Origin of the sequence: Acinetobacter sp. YH12086 (assembly GCF_013419345.1) — a bacterium.
GTDB lineage: Bacteria > Pseudomonadota > Gammaproteobacteria > Pseudomonadales > Moraxellaceae > Acinetobacter > Acinetobacter amyesii.
This window is the reverse complement of sequence record NZ_VPAF01000001.1, coordinates 168,003-184,575: the sequence shown is the minus strand read 5'-3', so window position 1 is coordinate 184,575 and position 16,573 is coordinate 168,003. Positions and strand designations below refer to the sequence as shown.

The following is a 16,573-nucleotide window of genomic DNA, read 5'->3' as shown; positions in this document are numbered from 1 at the left end:
TTACAGTTATAATTTTAGCCATAAAAAAAAGCACCCTAAGGTGCTTTTTTAAGATTCTTAACTTATGGCTTAACCACTACCATAATTTGAATCGCTTCTGGTGTAACCGCCAGACCATCAAGCAGTGTTAAACCTTCTTTTTGCAGTTTTTGTAAACGTGCAATTTCGTCTTCACGAATACTTGGGTTGAACTGCTTCAAATAAGTTAAACGGTCAATTTCATATTGCCATTTGCTACCGTAGATTTCTTTGGCTTGTTGTTTAAAGCCCGGTAATGCACCACGAGCAATTTCAAGCGCTTGCGTATAACGCTGTTCAATGACATCACGACGCGCCTTAACCACTTGGCGGCAACTGTTGCCATCAAGATGATGTAAATAAGGACGTAAAATTTCAGGTGCAATTTTTTGCGATAAATCCTGACCTTTTTCGCTCAGTAATACACGAACCAGCTGTTGTGGCAAACTTGACGGCAAATTCAATGCTTTCGGTGCAACGACATCGACTTTAAACCACACTTCCATTAACACAGAACCTTGCGGTAAAGCGGCCGATTTCAATACAGCAACGTTGGTACTACCAAAGCCTTGCGTATTAATCATTTCCATCACACTTTCAGTGAATGGATGCTCAAGTGTTAAATATTGAGCATCTTCACGGATCTGTGCTTGGTCACGATAGAACGTCGCCGTCATACCTTCTTCGTCCAAAGTCAGACCTTGAACTTGCATTTGATCCGTTGGCTTGATGATCACGGTACCATTACTTTGCTCATCAAAATCAATGTTTGTAGACGCCATAAAGCGTTTCATAAACATTGGCAAAGTCGTGTTGTCATCATAATCTTCAAGTGCAGTCACAATTTCTTGTGCCACGATTGGACGGCAAGAGTTGTATTCAAGTAAACGGTCACGACCTTCTTGAAGTTCAGCTTCAAGTGCTTCACGTTGTACACTCACCGCTTCGAGCAAATCTTCAAACTCTTGGCCTTTATCTGCCAACAAACAATCTTTCAGATTGACGATGAAGTTTTCTTGTAAGGTTTGCGCAGTCGGCGAAATATTACAGAAAATATTTAATGCTTCGTTATACCAACGGAACATACGCTCTTGAGCAGTACCAACAAGATAAGGCACATGAATTTGAATACGATTTTCTTGACCAATACGGTCTAGACGACCAATACGTTGTTCAAGTACATCTGGGTTAGCAGGTAAGTCAAATAACACAAGGTCTGATGCAAACTGGAAGTTACGACCTTCAGAACCAATTTCTGAACATAGTAAAATTTGCGCACCGTATGACTCTTCAGCAAAGTAAGCTGCTGCTTGGTCACGCTCTAATAAGCTCATGCCTTCATGGAACATCGCTGTGCGAATACCCGCATGCAAACGAAGTACATTTTCTAAAGACTCAACCACTGGACCACTACGTGCAATCAATAACACTTTTTTGTGTTTCAAGTCCGTACGCAGACGTTCCATCAACCACATCACACGTGGGTCGGTTTCCATCCACGAGCCATCAAGCTGCGCTTCTTCAGGCCACATTTGTTCACGTAGCTTGCCATCTTTAGACCAGTTTTCTGGTGCAGGTAATGGCGCAGGCTGACAGTCACGCCCGGGGAAGCCTTGAATCGCTTCACGTGTATTACGGAATAAAATACGGCCTGTACCATGACGGTCTAATAATTCGTGAATGGCACGGAAGCGTTGTTCTGGCTCGTCAGTAATTCGATGACCTAATAGGCTTTCAATCGCTGCCAAATGCCCTTCTTCGAGTGGCAGATCAGACATCAGCACTTCAGCAATTTTAGCTGTTTGGTGATACTGCTCTTCTTCATCCAAGAAACGATCAAGCGAACTAAAACGTTGTGGATCGAGCAGACGCAAACGTGCAAAGTGACTTTCCACACCTAATTGTTCAGGCGTTGCGGTTAGTAACAAGACACCCGGCGTTTTTTCAGCAAGTTCTTCAACAAGGTCATATCGGTCATTGCCGCCTTCTTCTTCTGACCACATTAAATGATGAGCTTCATCGACTACGAGCAAATCAAACCCAGCTTCAAGGGCTTGTTCACGCAAGTCATCATGGTCGATCATCAAATCGACACTCGCAATGATGCATTGTTCTGTTAAGAATGGGTTGAGATCTGGATCGTGTTCTTTAATCGATGCTGTACGTGTCAGATCAAATAATGAGAACTCAAGATTGAAACGACGACGCATTTCAATCATCCATTGATATTGCAATGAATCAGGTACTAAGACCAAGATACGTTCTGAACGACCCGTTTTGAGTTGCTGATGAATAATCAGACCTGCTTCGATGGTTTTACCTAGACCCACTTCATCAGCAAGTAATACACGTGGAGCAAAACGTTTACCTACTTCATGCGCAATATACAGTTGGTGTGGAATGAGACCCACACGTGAACCTACCAAGCCACGTAGAGGGCTAGACTTCATATTGGCTTGAAGAAGCAGTGCTTCGATACGCAGGTCATACCATTCTTTATAGTCCACTTGGCTTGCAAGCAAACGATCTAATGGTTTTGCTAACTGAATACTTGCACCAATACGTGTTTCATTCAGTGCTTTACGCTCTTCTGTGCCATCGGCAAGTTTACGTACCGCGTTATAACGAACCACGCCACCACGGTCTTCAAGAGATTCAACAGTCCAAATTTGACCTTCTTGGTCTTGGACTTCGTCATTTACATTGAAAATAATACGAGATAAAGGTGCATTGTGACGGGCATAGACACGAGTTTCATCACTTTTTGGGAATAAAATGCTGACCGATCGCTCATCAACATCAATAAGAACACCTAAACCCAGTTCCGTTTCTGTATCTGATAACCAACGTTGACCAATAGCAAACTGCTGCAATTTTTCCACCTTTTTCTCAAGTTCGGTCTGAAAATATTATGCTCAAACTGTGAACGTTATTTGAGCAAAAATCTAGACCATAAAGCAATATATTTTGACATAAAGCCCACTAAATAGTGAGCAGAATTCTTAGGGATTTAAATGATTTTCCTAAAATGGTACAGGACAGTGAAATTCCACTGTTTGCTCAGTTTCAGGATTGTTAAAACTCAAGCGCTCAGCATGTAAACATAAGCGCGGCATCAGCTGCTGTTGCTCAGGTGTTGCATACAAAGTATCGCCAACAATAGGATGACCTAAATATTGCATATGAACACGAAGCTGATGTGATCGACCAGTAATAGGAGTTAATACTACGCGTGTTACAGCTTGCCCCTGAATATCAAAATGTTCAGTGGCTTTCCAATGCGTAAGCGCAGGCTTATTATGTGCAGGATCGGCAATATGCAGTGGCGGATGTTTTGGGTCATACACGACGGGTACATCAACAGTACCTTCACCTTCAAGCGTACCCGCAACCAATGCCTGATATGTTTTTGAAGTTTGACGTTCTTGGAACTGGCGTGAAATTCGATTTTGCCCTTGACGGGTTAATGCAAAAACCAAAATACCTGAGGTATCACGATCCAAACGATGAATGAGCAAAGTATTCGGCTCAATTTGTAATAATCGATTGATAACACAGTCTTGTAAATCTGCTGTTTTTCCCGGAACTGTGAGTAAACCTGCTGGTTTATGGATCACCATAAAGTCAGTGTCACGATGTATCAGGTGTTCGGTTAGAAAATTACTCAAAGTTCAATCCAGTTCTGATCTCGAAAAACAAGGCGGCAATAATAAAAAGCTTAGCCAACAATTACAATGCACAAAGCCATATTTCCCGACGTATTTTCCGATTTAGAACAAAAATAATTCCAATTGGCTTTGTTTAGTCTGTACTGAGCAATTTTTCTAGCAATGCTTTTAAACTTGCATCATCTAAAAAGTCTTCATAACGGATGTTTGCACCATTGGCACGCCACAAACCAATTAAGCTGACCATGGCAACGGAATCAAGCCCATAACTGCGTAAATCGGTTAAGGGATCTATTTCCAATGCCTCCATATCTAGCTGCTCTGCAATAGCCAATAATATGCCTTTGGCTGACAAAACGAATTCCGTTGGCGCTGACAGATTCCAAAGCCGCATCAAATTATAACTACTCATATGATGAATACCTTGGCCTGACATGGAGTCCACCCACTGAATATGCTGTTCCTGATTATTCAGCACAATTGCGTCATCAACAATACAGATTTGCTCTGTTACCCTATATAGATACAGCAAGATCTGTTTCAGCATAGGCGTGATTTGCCCTGCAAAGATGAGCTGAGGGTGTATGGTTGCATATTCACCGAGCTGCTGCATGCCTTGAAGTAAATCATCGCCATATAAATCGACAATAGGAATCTCTAAGGCTTTGGCTTTATTGGTCAGCTGGATCAAATTTTCCATCAACTGCGTATCTTGTATACCCTGCTGCATGCGTAAATTTTGTAAGCCAACCAGTACCAATACTGACTGTGTTGATGACAGCTGCCATTTTGCTTGAGATGGTGCAAATTGGATTTTTTTAGGCATGGGATACAGCATACGGGCTCGGCACAAAACTGATGTTAGAACAACTGTTATGCTAACGCAGAATCATATCTGAAGGTGACTTTCGGCTACTGATGATTTACTTTTTGGTCAACTTTAAACTTATAGATTTTTTTAATTCTATTAAGTTTATTAGATAAACCTAAGTTTTGGTTTTATTCAAATTCGGATAAAAAATAATCTTGTAAATATTCAAGTGATTTACCCTCATACAGCAAAGAAAAATCACCATCGTGCTCTTCTAAACTTGAGCTGCCATCAATAACACCTAATACATTACTAATTGAATCAATCATTACTTGTCGTAAGATTGAGAAAAAAATTCTCTTATGTTCGTCTGGCAAAGTATTAAAAAAACTTATTGCTTCAATAAAATAAGGATCTTTTATTTCTGATGGTGAGCAGTCTGTGAACAATCCTTTATAAATTTCTAGGTTTTCGTTAATAATTCCTTTTTTGAGCAGATGAGCTAATTCTTTTGAGTCCATACCTTTCCCTTTATTTTAATTTGTATAACGTCCATTCTTTTTTAAATGAGCATAAAAAATTTTCAAATATAGATATTTTTCTTCAAATATCATTTTTTTTATTTTAGGATAATTTCTTTAATATTCTTTTCATCCCCAAACAATATTCGAGATACATCAATACTCATAATTGTAAAATATATGTATCGCTGCAGCTCATCCCTAATATACGCATCAAGAATTACATTATTTAATGTAATTCCTAAATCAGTATATTACATAGCATATAAAACTAGCACTGATAGTACCCTAATAAACCCTGATACTTCAAACGACAAGATTTGCTAGACAAGTTTCTTAAATGTTAATGCTGACAAGAGCAGTACTCCTGTCAGCTTATCGTGTTTATTTCTGAGGTTCGACATTCAGTGCAGCCAAAGGTGGTGACATCGGATGTACCGAAGGTTCACCGCCTGCAACACGAGACAGAGGCAGCCACTGTGCAAGTATTGGATTGGTTCGATCAAATAGTGGAGTTAACTTTAATTCAGAAGGTAACAATTCGCTCAAAGAGCTCATGCTTTCAAGTTTAGCCAAAGCCTTGATGCTATCCTCAGCCGCATTACCTGTATCCACTTTGGCAGCCACGGTCACAATACTGACTTGCTTTTCATCTTGATTAAACATCAGCCAAGCACTGGACAAACCTTGCACCTTCGCTTGCTCTCGCAAAGTCGGCCAAACCTCTTTTAGCAGCTGATCTAACTGATCATGCTGTGTCGAAAACCGCTCAAAACGAACAACATGATGCGATGTTGCTAAGGATTTAAAATCATGCGCACCAGCAACACGCCAAATATATCGCTGTACATTCAAGAAAAATGGGCGGCTCCAAAACTTTACATTCGGCTCAAACTCCAATTCTTCGCTGGTGAAACGCTCATAATCTTTTACATTTTCCCAAGTATCAAATAAGTAGCGTCCACCAGTCCAAAGCGCACCACTAAAACGGTCAAAACCAAGTGGCATATATTTGTGGCGCATGCCCGGGCGCACATCCATGGTACGACGTTCAATTTCCTGCATATTCACTAAATCATGCATCTTGATTTCACTTGCAACTGGGAAGTCTGAAGTAAACGCTGCTTCTACCTGAATCGGGCCTGTTTCGTAGTTGAGAATCGCCATATGTATCTCCGATATTCGTTGTGGAGTTGTATAAATAATTGCTCTCAGCCAGTGCTGAATCAGCTGTTAAACCCACTTTATCGAAAATAAATTATTGAAAAAGACCTTCAAATTTAATTTACTTATTACATCGTGTAATTAATAAATAGAAATATTATGCTGCGTCACTATGATGATCTACAAATCGGCAGTCTTGAATTGTTTTGTTTAACCGTGGAAAAGAAAAGTTTCTCTGCTGCAGCAATTGCAGCAGGCATTTCTCCTGCCGCAGTCAGCAGAGCGATATCACGCTTAGAAGCAAAATTTGGGGTAAAGCTATTTGTCCGCACTACACGCCAACTTAAAATTACCGATGCTGGGCAGCATTATTATTATTTTTGCAAACAAGCCCTTAACAGCCTACTCGAAGGTGAAATGCAAATCAGCGGTGAACAGGAACACCCCATCGGCTTACTGAAAATTAGCGTGCCCACAGCTTATGCACATTATCGTCTGCTGCCTAAAATGGCTAAGTTTACCGAACTGTTTCCACATATTAAGCTCGAGATTCATGTCAGCAACCATAATGTAAATTTAGTGACTGATGATTATGACATTGCGATTCGCGGTAATGAGTTAACCGACTCTGGCTTAATTGCACGTAAACTTGAAGATGCTGCATTATGCATTGTGGCTACACCTGAATATTTGAAAAGGCACCCTGCACCTATGAACATCCAAGACTTACAGCATCACGAATGTATTTTGTTTGAATTACCGAGTTCAGGTAAGTCTGGACCGTGGTCACTCATGGATGCAGGCAAAAAAATTATGGTTGATGTCCAAGGAAAAATTACCTGTAAAGATGATTATCTCTCGACCTTAATCTTAGCTAAATCTGGTGCAGGACTGATGCAGGTCTACCGCTTTTCAGTGGAGCAAGAATTACAAAGCGGCGCGTTGGTGGAAGTTCTCAAATCTTATAGCCAAACAACTCGGCCTTTTTATTTACTCTATCCAAAGTCTAACTATCAGTCTTCTAAACTCAAAGCATTTATCAATTTCATGCTGAATGCTTCGGCTCAATCTTAGAAAATTTCGATTTAATGCTATGGGCGAAGTTCCTAGACATTTAAATCAAAATAAAAAAAAGCCCAACATATCGATTGGGCTGAATTATCTATTTCACTCAAGATCATGCTTAGTCTTACTGTTCCAAAAACTTCTCAATCGCCTGCTGTGCAATTTCTGCATCCTGAAAAGACTTTACTCCAGACACGCCCATCGCACCCACCAACTGCCCTTCGTACAAAATCGGCTCACCACCTTCCAACATTCCCGAAAAGGTATCCATAGTCAAAAACCCCATCTGGCCGCCTTTAATAATGTCTTCAAATAATTTTGAAGGACGGCGACTAATCGCAGAACATTTGGCTTTTTCTAAGCATAGATTTGCTGTCATTGGCGATGCACCATCCATACGCTTCATTGCCAATAAATTGCCTGTTTCATCCATTACCGCAATACTGACATTGAAACCTTGTTCAACTGCATAATCATGTGCTGTGTTTAGTAAAAATTCTGCGTCTGCCAAAGTTAAATAGTGCTTGGTTTTCATTTAAAAATCCTTTTCTTAAAAAGCTGAACTTAAATCAACAAAAAAGCCCACAGCAGGCTGCGGGCTTTATTCTAAAGCAGAATTTACTGTTTTAAATGAAAATTACTTCATTTCAGCAAAAACTTCTTTCGCCATTTCAATGGTAAATGCAATATCTTCATCGCTATGCGCGCTTGAGAAGAAACCTGCTTCAAATGCTGAAGGCGCTAAGTTTACACCGCGCTGTAACATGCCGTGGAAGAAAGTACGGAAAGCATCTACATCACATTTCAAAATTGAATCAAAACCAGTAATTTCAGTTTGATCAGTGAAATAAATACCGAACATGCCGCCCACTTGCTGCGTAAAGAACGGAATGCCCGCTTCGTCTGCAGCTGCCTGTAAACCAGCAAGCAAACCTGCCAATTTTTCAGTCAAAGTTTCATAGAAGCCCGGCTTACGCAGATGTTTAAACATCTCAATACCGGCACGCATAGCCAATGGGTTACCAGACAATGTACCTGCTTGATAAACTTTGCCAAGAGGTGCAATGCATTCCATCACTTCACGCTTGCCGCCAAATGCACCCACAGGCAGGCCAGCACCAATGATCTTGCCTAAAGTAGTCAAGTCAGGCGTTACGCCATAATGCGCTTGCGCACCGCCAAGACCGACACGGAAACCTGTCATTACTTCGTCAATGATGAAGACAGAACCATGTTCATCACATACATCGCGAATGGCTTGTAAGAAACCGTCAATTGGTTTCACCAAATTCATGTTGCCTGCAACTGGCTCGACAATTACACCTGCAATTTCTGAACCGAATTTTGCAAAGCATTCTTTAAGCATCGCAATATCGTTATACGGCAGTGTTAAAGTGTGTTTGGCGAAATCAGCTGGAACACCTGCAGAAGTCGCTTCACCCTCACCTTTAGTAAGTAGGCCAGAACCCGCTTTCACTAAAAGCGAATCTGAATGGCCATGGTAGCAGCCTTCGAATTTTACAATCTTGTCACGGCCGGTGTAGCCACGAGCAAGACGGATGGCGGTCATAGTCGCTTCAGTCCCTGAGTTGGTCATACGAACCAATTCAATAGACGGCATAATTTCGCAAATAATATCCGCCAAAGTTGTTTCATGAACGGTTGGCGCACCAAAACTCAAACCATCAACAGCCGCGTCTTGAACTGCTTTGATAATGTCGGGCTGCGCATGACCTAAAATCATTGGGCCCCAAGAGCCGACATAGTCGACATAGCGTTTTCCGTCTACGTCATAGAGATATGCACCTTGCGCTTTTTCGATAAATACCGGTGTACCGCCTACACCATTAAATGCGCGTACAGGAGAGTTTACACCGCCAGGAATATGCTTGCTGGCTTGTTTAAATAATTGTTCTTGCTTAGCAGATAAGCTCATAAAAATTCTCTACTTATTCAATCTAAAAAATAAAATTAAGCTTGTTCAGCAAAAAGCTCAGACCATTCATAAACACGACTGCTAACAGCAGACATTGAACGACCTAATACATCACTAATCACAGCACAAAGATCAGCACCTGCTTCAATGACTTCTGCTGAATTTTCTACAGTTAAACCACCAATTGCACAAATAGGTACATTTAGTTTCGCTTTGGCTTGTTTTAGCGTTTCTAAGCCAATATTGCCTGCTTCAGGCTTAGTTTCAGTTGCAAAAATGGCACCAAAAGCCACATAGTTTGCACCGTCTGCAATTGCCTGCTCAGCCAGTTCTAAAGAGTTATTGCAGCTTCGACCGATCAAAACATTTTTAGGTAAGCGTGCTACAGCTTCAGCAATTGAACCGTCATCTTGCCCTAAATGGACACCCACACCATATTGAACTGCAGTTTCGAGATCATCATTAATGACAAAAGGCACTTTGTACTGATTACACATATTTTTCATGTATTCAATTTCATAAGCCTGATCTTCCTTTGCCACTTTTTTACGACGATATTGCAAAACAGCAACTTCATAAGTTGCCATCGCGCCTTCAAGCTTGGCTAAAAGCAATTCGATAGGATCATCATTGGTAATGAGGTATAAACCACGCATAGTTCAATCACAACTTAAAACTTTTGAATATTATAACGATTAGGTCTGTGAAATGTTGCTTGGGACATAAAATTTTAATGCTTTGCTGCTGAGAAAGTTATATTCCTTTTCACAGGACTACTTATATAAATGTTTAATTAAATTTTCTGTAGAAAATGGCAAAAAATACCTATTTTCAGGTATAGAACAAAACTGATACAAATTATTTAATAGTGCACCAGAAGAACTCAAAACGCAGCGCATAAAAACACAACACTTTTATAAAAATAAAAATGTGTAACCTATTAGACTTTTTGGTGCTTGGTAAGAAGCGTTTTGGGGAGCGTTCAGAGCATCAAAAAGTCTAGCCTATTTTATGAAAATTTTTATTGTTATATCTTTCAAACAATAGACTTTTCTAAGGCCATAAAAAAAGCCTAGAGAAGGTCACTCTAGGCTCGGAAAACTGGGGTTTATCGACTATTCATGTTTTAGATAAGAATTAAATAAACAATATGAACATTATTAGACTAATCACTCTAATTTTGCAAGTCATTTACTCAAAAAAATCACACCCATATCCATAAAAATTAAGCGTTTGATTAATAAACAATTAACTATCAATCTCATCTAAATTACGGTGTTTTAAGCTTAAGTTCCCCTTCACAATATCAGACAGCATGCGCCAATCGGAAATAAAGCTGTACAAAGGTTGCTTGAAACTAGCTGGCTTATTTTTTTCAAAGAAAAAATGTCCGACCCATGCACAGGCATAGCCTGAAACCAGGCCATAAGCAAAATACTTCGGTTGTCTTTTTAAAATTGCTTTTGCAAAGAAATAGAGTCCTATACTGCTGCCTGTGGCATGTAAACGTCGGCTCATGATATTTCGATGTTCAGTCAAATAAAATCGATAAAATTGCGAGTAGTCACGAATAGGCAACTGAAATTCGGGCTTTAAATCTCGATTAAACTCGGGTTGTACTTGTGAATTCATTTTGTGCTCATCCTGAACTTATTTTAATCAACATAGCTCAAAACTCGCCCACTTTAAAGGCGTAAAATTTTATTTTGTTCCAATGAAAATTGAACTATTGTGAATTATACAATTGATGGAATATCCATTTTTAAAACTTTTCTTTGGCCAAAATCAGCGCTTTCAAATCAGTCAAGTCTTACTTCTCAACTGTTTTTCGCTACAATCGAAACGCGTTTAGCTCATAGAAAATTTACGTACGATTTAGTTTTTCATTTTTATAAAAATTTAGAGATCGCTTCATGCCAGATTATGAAGTTGTAACATCAGGACAGAAAACCATGGTTGAAGTTGAATTAAAGTTCCAGATTCCAGAAGCACGTCGAACTGCATTATTAAAAGCACTCGATCCAAAAAAATCGGAACAAATTCAACTTAAAGCTAAATATTTTGATACCCCAGATCGAAAAATGGCACAGCAGCATGCAGCTTTGCGTCAACGTTTAGAAGGAACGCGCTGGATTCAAACCCTGAAAGCTGCAGGTAAAAGTCACATTGAACGGTTTGAACATAACTTAGATTTGGGCGAGCATGAACAAGCCCCTGCCCTAGATTTATCGGTCTATGCCAATGAAGCTGAAGTTCAGTCAGTTTTAAAAACCACTTTAGGCGATCAGCAGGATTCGTTACAACTTCAGTTTGAAACAGATATTCTCAGAACTTATCGCGTCATAGAGTTTGAAGATGCCAAGATCGAAGTTTGCTTAGATGTCGGCTGTATCCGCAGCAACAGCACAGAAACAGAAGTTCATGAAGTTGAATTTGAGCTTAAAAGTGGCTCTATTCAATCACTCCTTGCCTTTAGTTTCGAATGGGTTAAAAAGTATCATTTATGGTTAGATGTTCGCAGTAAAGCGGAAATCGGGAATTTGCTGGCGTTTAATCAAACTGTGAGTCCAGCAGTTGAGGCTAAAGAATTTCAACTCAGTAAAAAAGATACTGCCGCAAAAAACTTACGACTTTTAATTGCACAGGAAATGCAGCACCTTCTGCCTAATATTGCCGCAATTTCTGCAGGCGTTGCTCAGGCAGAGCACATTATACAAGCTCAGAAAGCACTCCATCATCTACAATTAACCATTTCGCTGTTTAAAGATTGGAACAGTGATATCGTTGAAAAATGGGCATTGCAATTAGGCGCATTTAAACAGCAGTTTGAACAATTACATCATTTTGAGCACATGCAAAATACTTTGGGAGGCTTTTTACAAAACCCAACGACTTCAGAAAATTTAACTAAAGATATTTTGTATTGCAAAGAGAAGTTAGGCAATTTGGTTAAATCGACTCAAAATGTACATCATTATCTTGAGCTTTTAATGTTTAGTTTGAAAGTCGATGATGCGCCGCAGCAACATGATTTTAAATGGTATGCTCAAACAACCCTGCAAAACCAATATAAAGCCCTCCAAGAGGCTTTAAATGATGCCGACATTAACAATTTTGAAAGCTTAGACGTGCTTTCTCAACGCATACAAGAGCTTAAATTTAGCTTCCCAATTTTGACGTCGATTTACGATGTAAAAAATTTGCAGAAATACAGTAAAGCACTCAATGATGCACAAGTTGCGGCACAGGAATACCAAGTCCTTTCCTCTTCTGCACAGTATATTCAGCAAACAGAGCTGGAAGCTAGCGATTGGTTTGTTCTCGGTTGGTTGACTGCAAAGCAAGAGGTTTATGCAGATAAACTTTTAGAAGCGACAGAACAATTCCTTGTCAGCCGAAAACTTATTAAATAAAACCTAAGGGAGATTGAATGAGTCTCCCTTTTTATTTGCGTCCCACATTATTATATAGATATTCATTTATTGGACATTCAGATTCAAATTCGCCTAATTTCAATTCATCAATTCCTTAGTTTGTCTCAGTTACATTGAAATATTTTGAGAAGCTATTATTTTTGTTTTTTGAGTAAAAACTTTTAAAATAAGCTATCTGAAAAATTAGATTCAGGGTGGTTTTATGTTGAAAATTCACATACCTGTAATTCATCCACTATTTTCATTTTCACTTATTTTTATCTTTTTCCCATTACTAAGTGCTTGTAGTGAACAACATAAGCCTGTGCAAAGCACCGAATTAAGGCGCACGGCATCCTTACAAGTCGAAAAGCCGTTTTCTCCAACTCAAAACTTTGATCAGACACAACGAACCTTTAAAGTCCTGCGCAATAATAATGAGGACTATGGTGATGAGTCTTACCAAATCAAAACTGATGCAGGCACACTCAGTATTTACAGCATGAACTTGAATCCGCAGCAAGGTCAGCTACTATCCAGCGTCAAGTCTGGAGAATGTCTAACTCTATCGAGTCAAAGTGACAATTTAATTGCGGTTGATGGTTATATCAGTGTAATGGAATTAGGCGACATCAAAATTCACCCCTGCAAATAAACTTCAGCATATAATTTGCATATCAGTCATTCAAAAAAACTAAAAAATTGTGTTAAGGCTATGCTGCTATTGGGGGCTTAATTCATGATCGATACTGATTGGGCCTTGTGCTAAAAACTCCCATGATCTCATTGCATTACTCACCATGCGCTGTAATTGTATCAAGCCCATGCCATCACGCGCTTGTATGGTCATCCCTTGCAATAAGGTCATATAAAAATCAATCAATTGCTCTGCATGAGCCAAACTTTCAATTTCCGAATTTTGCACGCCTATAGCGAGCCGATCCATAATTTTTGTTTTGGTATAGGCACGACGTTGTTTGAGCTGTTCTTGTACGGTTTGGTTTTGCTGTGAACAATTCATTGTTGCCACCACCACCATACAACCTTTAGGTTTTTTGGCTTGTACCAAATGCTGAATACTGTCATATAGGTACAATTCCATCGCAATTTTAGCCGTTTGACCTGCTTGTAGAATTTTTTCTGCAGGCTGAACTTCGTGTTCACTATAGTATTCAATACATTTTTCAAAAAGCGCCGTTTTGTCGCCAAATGTGCCATATAAGCTAGGTGCTGTGATATTCAAAGCTTGAGTCAAATCACTGATGGACGTTCCTTCATAGCCAAATTGCCAAAACAACATCATCGCCTTTTCCAAAGCTTGCTGTTCATTAAAACATTTAGGTCGTCCACGCTTCTTGACCGTATCGGCTGGATTAGCGTGCTGATTTTCTTGCTTTGAATCATTCATCATAAGCTAACATTTATATTTTATAACGTTCACTATTAAAATAATTGACGCTCACAATTTAATCAAATAATTTATTTTTATAACAGTCACTATTAAATTAAATAATTAAGGTGTAACGCTATGAATCCGCATGCTACAGCTTTAAAACAAGATAAACAGTTGACGCAGCAGCCTGATGAATCTTCTCGCAATCAAGGGAATTGGTTTGCAATCCTCACGGTTGCCATTACAGCTTTCGCCCTTGTCACCAGTGAGTTTTTACCCATTGGCGTGTTAAATGCCATTGCTCAAGATTTAAATATTAGTGTAGGTACCGCAGGTTGGGTGATTACCCTCCCTGGCATTATGGGTGCGATCGCAGCGCCCCTGCTTTCTGTTGCTGTGAAGCAACTTGACCGTCGTATCTTACTGATTGCCTTAACCGTGATTATGGTCATTTCTAATTTTATAACTGGCTTCGCAGAAAGCTTTACGCTGTTGTTGTTTAGCCGTTTTCTATTGGGTATTGCTATCGGTGGATTTTGGGCAACAGCCATAGCCTTGAGTGGACGTGTCGCACCCAGTCATCTCGCCATTGCCAAAGCCACTGCGATCGTCATGGCAGGTGTTACCTTAGCGACGGTATTAGGTGTTCCATTAGGTACATGGCTAAGTGAATGGTTGGGTTGGCGTAGTGCATTTCAAATCATTGCAGCAGTCGGAATCATCATTTTAGTTTTAGAAATCAAATTTCTCCCAAAACTTCCACCGACATCGGCTATTCGATTTAGTGATTTACCTGCACTGATTCAACATGATAAAGCACGTAAAGGACTGATTATTATTTTATTAATTGGTTTTGCTCATTTTTCTTCTTATAGCTATCTCGCCCCATTTTTTAAAAATCATGCAGGCTTTGATGCGACCACCATCAGTTCATTATTATTGATCTACGGCATCGCAGGTTTCTTTGGTAATTTATTTGCGGGTTATAGCAGTAACATCAATGTCCGCTATACCCTTGTTTTTGTCGCCTTCAGTTTTATCGTGGTATTTTTTAGCTTTCCACACTTTGCAGTTCACTTATTCGGTGCATATCTTTTAACCGCATTATGGGGTTTCGCCTTTGGTGCATTTCCTACAACGGCCAATATCTGGATGTTTGTACATGCCCCTGAAGCTGTTGAAAAAGGCATGCCGCTGTTTATTGGTATTTTCCAACTTATGATTGCGTGTGGCTCTCTATTTGGCGGCTATATTGTTGATCATTTTAATGCCAATACCTTATTGCATTCAGTGATGATCTTTGTCGCATTTGCCATAGTGGCTATATTCACTTTAGGGCGTGGATTAAATAACCCGAAGCTTCCTTGTACAGCGAACTAAGTCCACGCTCTAAGTGATATCGTCAATACATTTGATTAACGATATTTCCCAAAGATTTTCCACGTATTGTTATCGGCTAAAGGGTCGCTATAGCTATCACTACGGGCTTTACGTGGTTTGTCACGGGCATCCACCAATTTAAAGTCGTTTTCGACACTGAGAACAATGCCATTCACATAAAAACGGGTACGGGTGTATTCACTTTGTCCATGTTGAAATACATAGGTTCTGAGGTCAATAAATTCACGGTGTGCGACCAAAGCTGCCGTATCATCGCTGTCTAGCCATAGTCGCATCGCTTGAATTTGATCTGCTTCAAATTGCCCACATTTTTCAATTAAGCTGGCAATACCACGAAAGGTTTTAGATTCTTTCGCACGTGTTTTGTTGATTCGAATACGATCCACGTGAAAATAAAAAAGCGGCAGATTCAAATGACTCGGCAAATGAATTGCATCAAGGACTTCATCTTCCATAAAGGGCTGAAATAAGTCTTGAGCACGTTCGATTAAGCCTGTCCACTGCGCATAATATTCAGCCACTTCAGACTGTGTACCATAATAAATGGGCAGCCCTTCTACATTGGCTAAGGTTGAGGGCGGCCAAATATTTTGTCGAAGTAAGGCAATATCACTTTTCAGACTTTGCACTGCGATTGCATCTTGCATGGAGCATTCCATTCTACTTAGGCTATTTTTAGATTAAGTCAAAGGTTTAGTTTCTGCAAGGCTTTGCCTATAATACTGCATTAGATTTTTATGCTAGGACACATTCATGGTTCAAAAGATTGAAGCTACTGATGTAACCGAAGAAGAAGCGTTGAATGCAGCTTTCTTTGAACGTGCGGATGAATTTATTAAACAAGCCAATGAATTTTGTCGTGTTGAAAAAGGTTCTCAAGTCAAACCTGCAGAAATGCGCGGTCAAGTGAGTGCTGCCATGTTATTTGGTACTGCTCGCTTTAATACTTGGGTTGCTGCAAATGGCTTCAAAGATGGCAAAGAAATGCGTGATGCCAAAGATCAAGTGATGTCTTATATTCTTCAACAATTTCAAATGATGCTTGAAGATAATTATGATGAATATTGCGAACAGTTTGAAAACTATCTTCGCTTCCGTCATAACGAAGAATTCCATGCAAATAAGCAGGATCACGACCACGATCATCAGCATTAATCAAAAGCCCTTCGGGGCTTTTTTTATA

Annotated in this window: 16 protein-coding genes; 5 read left to right on the top strand and 11 right to left on the bottom strand. The window is 39.7% G+C overall.

From position 1 onward, the window contains the following. Window positions 1-62 precede the first annotated feature (62 nt). The 5 genes from rapA to FTU29_RS00925 all read right to left on the bottom strand — a co-directional run bounded on the left by rapA (window position 63) and on the right by FTU29_RS00925 (window position 6,185). On the bottom strand, window positions 63-2,900 hold the full coding sequence (gene rapA / locus FTU29_RS00945) for an RNA polymerase-associated protein RapA (protein WP_180119867.1): 2,838 nt from the start codon (window positions 2,898-2,900) through the stop codon (window positions 63-65). Window positions 2,901-3,041: 141 nt separating this feature from the next. Beyond that, entirely contained in the window at window positions 3,042-3,686 is a 645-nt protein-coding gene (locus tag FTU29_RS00940) for an RluA family pseudouridine synthase (protein ID WP_180119865.1), read from the bottom strand. 133 nt (window positions 3,687-3,819) lie between these two features. Continuing rightward, window positions 3,820-4,524, bottom strand: coding sequence for a phosphopantetheine-binding protein (locus tag FTU29_RS00935; RefSeq protein ID WP_180119864.1), 705 nt, complete (start codon window positions 4,522-4,524; stop codon window positions 3,820-3,822). Window positions 4,525-4,685: 161 nt separating this feature from the next. Beyond that, entirely contained in the window at window positions 4,686-5,018 is a 333-nt protein-coding gene (locus tag FTU29_RS00930) for a hypothetical protein (RefSeq protein WP_078193595.1), read from the bottom strand. A gap of 384 nt (window positions 5,019-5,402) precedes the next feature. Then, a complete protein-coding gene (locus FTU29_RS00925; RefSeq protein WP_180119862.1) occupies window positions 5,403-6,185 on the bottom strand; it encodes a hypothetical protein in 783 nt (260 codons plus the stop codon). 156 nt (window positions 6,186-6,341) lie between these two features. Here FTU29_RS00925 and FTU29_RS00920 point away from each other — a divergent pair, with 156 nt between their 5' ends. Further along, window positions 6,342-7,256: a LysR family transcriptional regulator gene (locus FTU29_RS00920; protein ID WP_180119859.1), complete on the top strand. Its 915-nt coding sequence runs from the start codon at window positions 6,342-6,344 to the stop codon at window positions 7,254-7,256. Window positions 7,257-7,371: 115 nt separating this feature from the next. On the opposite strand, the gene FTU29_RS00915 is transcribed toward FTU29_RS00920, so the two are convergent. From FTU29_RS00915 to FTU29_RS00900, 4 genes are all read right to left on the bottom strand, one after another. Next, window positions 7,372-7,782: a heme-binding protein gene (locus FTU29_RS00915; protein WP_180119857.1), complete on the bottom strand. Its 411-nt coding sequence runs from the start codon at window positions 7,780-7,782 to the stop codon at window positions 7,372-7,374. Window positions 7,783-7,884: 102 nt separating this feature from the next. Further along, window positions 7,885-9,183: a glutamate-1-semialdehyde 2,1-aminomutase gene (hemL, locus tag FTU29_RS00910; RefSeq protein WP_180119856.1), complete on the bottom strand. Its 1,299-nt coding sequence runs from the start codon at window positions 9,181-9,183 to the stop codon at window positions 7,885-7,887. 35 nt (window positions 9,184-9,218) lie between these two features. Next, window positions 9,219-9,839, bottom strand: a complete 621-nt coding sequence (thiE, locus tag FTU29_RS00905; protein WP_078188828.1) for a thiamine phosphate synthase — start codon at window positions 9,837-9,839, stop codon at window positions 9,219-9,221. Window positions 9,840-10,431: 592 nt separating this feature from the next. Continuing rightward, window positions 10,432-10,815 (bottom strand): DUF962 domain-containing protein, encoded by a 384-nt coding sequence (locus tag FTU29_RS00900; RefSeq protein WP_180119854.1) that lies wholly within the window; start codon window positions 10,813-10,815, stop codon window positions 10,432-10,434. A gap of 320 nt (window positions 10,816-11,135) precedes the next feature. On the opposite strand from FTU29_RS00900, the gene FTU29_RS00895 reads away from it, so the two are divergent. Further along, window positions 11,136-12,596, top strand: a complete 1,461-nt coding sequence (locus FTU29_RS00895) for an inorganic triphosphatase (protein ID WP_180120346.1) — start codon at window positions 11,136-11,138, stop codon at window positions 12,594-12,596. Window positions 12,597-12,819: 223 nt separating this feature from the next. After that, window positions 12,820-13,251 carry a hypothetical protein gene (locus tag FTU29_RS00890; protein ID WP_180119852.1) on the top strand — a complete coding sequence of 144 codons (432 nt, stop codon included), beginning with the start codon at window positions 12,820-12,822 and terminating at the stop codon, window positions 13,249-13,251. A gap of 66 nt (window positions 13,252-13,317) precedes the next feature. Here FTU29_RS00890 and FTU29_RS00885 read toward each other — a convergent pair whose 3' ends face one another. After that, window positions 13,318-14,007: a TetR/AcrR family transcriptional regulator gene (locus tag FTU29_RS00885; RefSeq protein ID WP_306422784.1), complete on the bottom strand. Its 690-nt coding sequence runs from the start codon at window positions 14,005-14,007 to the stop codon at window positions 13,318-13,320. A 117-nt stretch (window positions 14,008-14,124) separates the two neighbouring features. Between FTU29_RS00885 and FTU29_RS00880 the strand changes: the two genes are divergently transcribed. Then, window positions 14,125-15,369 carry an MFS transporter gene (locus FTU29_RS00880; RefSeq protein ID WP_180119850.1) on the top strand — a complete coding sequence of 415 codons (1,245 nt, stop codon included), beginning with the start codon at window positions 14,125-14,127 and terminating at the stop codon, window positions 15,367-15,369. A gap of 35 nt (window positions 15,370-15,404) precedes the next feature. On the opposite strand, the gene FTU29_RS00875 is transcribed toward FTU29_RS00880, so the two are convergent. Continuing rightward, complete coding sequence (locus FTU29_RS00875; protein ID WP_180119848.1) at window positions 15,405-16,037, bottom strand: hypothetical protein; 633 nt, start codon at window positions 16,035-16,037, stop codon at window positions 15,405-15,407. A 106-nt stretch (window positions 16,038-16,143) separates the two neighbouring features. Here FTU29_RS00875 and FTU29_RS00870 point away from each other — a divergent pair, with 106 nt between their 5' ends. Continuing rightward, window positions 16,144-16,545 carry a DUF3144 domain-containing protein gene (locus tag FTU29_RS00870; RefSeq protein ID WP_180119846.1) on the top strand — a complete coding sequence of 134 codons (402 nt, stop codon included), beginning with the start codon at window positions 16,144-16,146 and terminating at the stop codon, window positions 16,543-16,545. Window positions 16,546-16,573: the final 28 nt, after the last annotated feature.

Bases quoted from the DNA above. Each gene is read 5' to 3' on its own strand.
- FTU29_RS00935 (WP_180119864.1), bottom strand. From the start codon at position 4,524: ATGCTGTATCCCATGCCTAAAAAAATCCAATTTGCACCATCTCAAGCA.
- FTU29_RS00930 (WP_078193595.1), bottom strand. From the start codon at position 5,018: ATGGACTCAAAAGAATTAGCTCATCTGCTCAAAAAAGGAATTATTAAC.
- FTU29_RS00925 (WP_180119862.1), bottom strand. From the start codon at position 6,185: ATGGCGATTCTCAACTACGAAACAGGCCCGATTCAGGTAGAAGCAGCG.
- FTU29_RS00920 (WP_180119859.1), top strand. From the start codon at position 6,342: ATGCTGCGTCACTATGATGATCTACAAATCGGCAGTCTTGAATTGTTT.
- FTU29_RS00915 (WP_180119857.1), bottom strand. From the start codon at position 7,782: ATGAAAACCAAGCACTATTTAACTTTGGCAGACGCAGAATTTTTACTA.
- hemL (WP_180119856.1), bottom strand. From the start codon at position 9,183: ATGAGCTTATCTGCTAAGCAAGAACAATTATTTAAACAAGCCAGCAAG.
- thiE (WP_078188828.1), bottom strand. From the start codon at position 9,839: ATGCGTGGTTTATACCTCATTACCAATGATGATCCTATCGAATTGCTT.
- FTU29_RS00900 (WP_180119854.1), bottom strand. From the start codon at position 10,815: ATGAATTCACAAGTACAACCCGAGTTTAATCGAGATTTAAAGCCCGAA.
- FTU29_RS00895 (WP_180120346.1), top strand. From the start codon at position 11,136: ATGGTTGAAGTTGAATTAAAGTTCCAGATTCCAGAAGCACGTCGAACT.
- FTU29_RS00890 (WP_180119852.1), top strand. From the start codon at position 12,820: ATGTTGAAAATTCACATACCTGTAATTCATCCACTATTTTCATTTTCA.
- FTU29_RS00885 (WP_306422784.1), bottom strand. From the start codon at position 14,007: ATGATGAATGATTCAAAGCAAGAAAATCAGCACGCTAATCCAGCCGAT.
- FTU29_RS00880 (WP_180119850.1), top strand. From the start codon at position 14,125: ATGAATCCGCATGCTACAGCTTTAAAACAAGATAAACAGTTGACGCAG.
- FTU29_RS00875 (WP_180119848.1), bottom strand. From the start codon at position 16,037: ATGCAAGATGCAATCGCAGTGCAAAGTCTGAAAAGTGATATTGCCTTA.
- FTU29_RS00870 (WP_180119846.1), top strand. From the start codon at position 16,144: ATGGTTCAAAAGATTGAAGCTACTGATGTAACCGAAGAAGAAGCGTTG.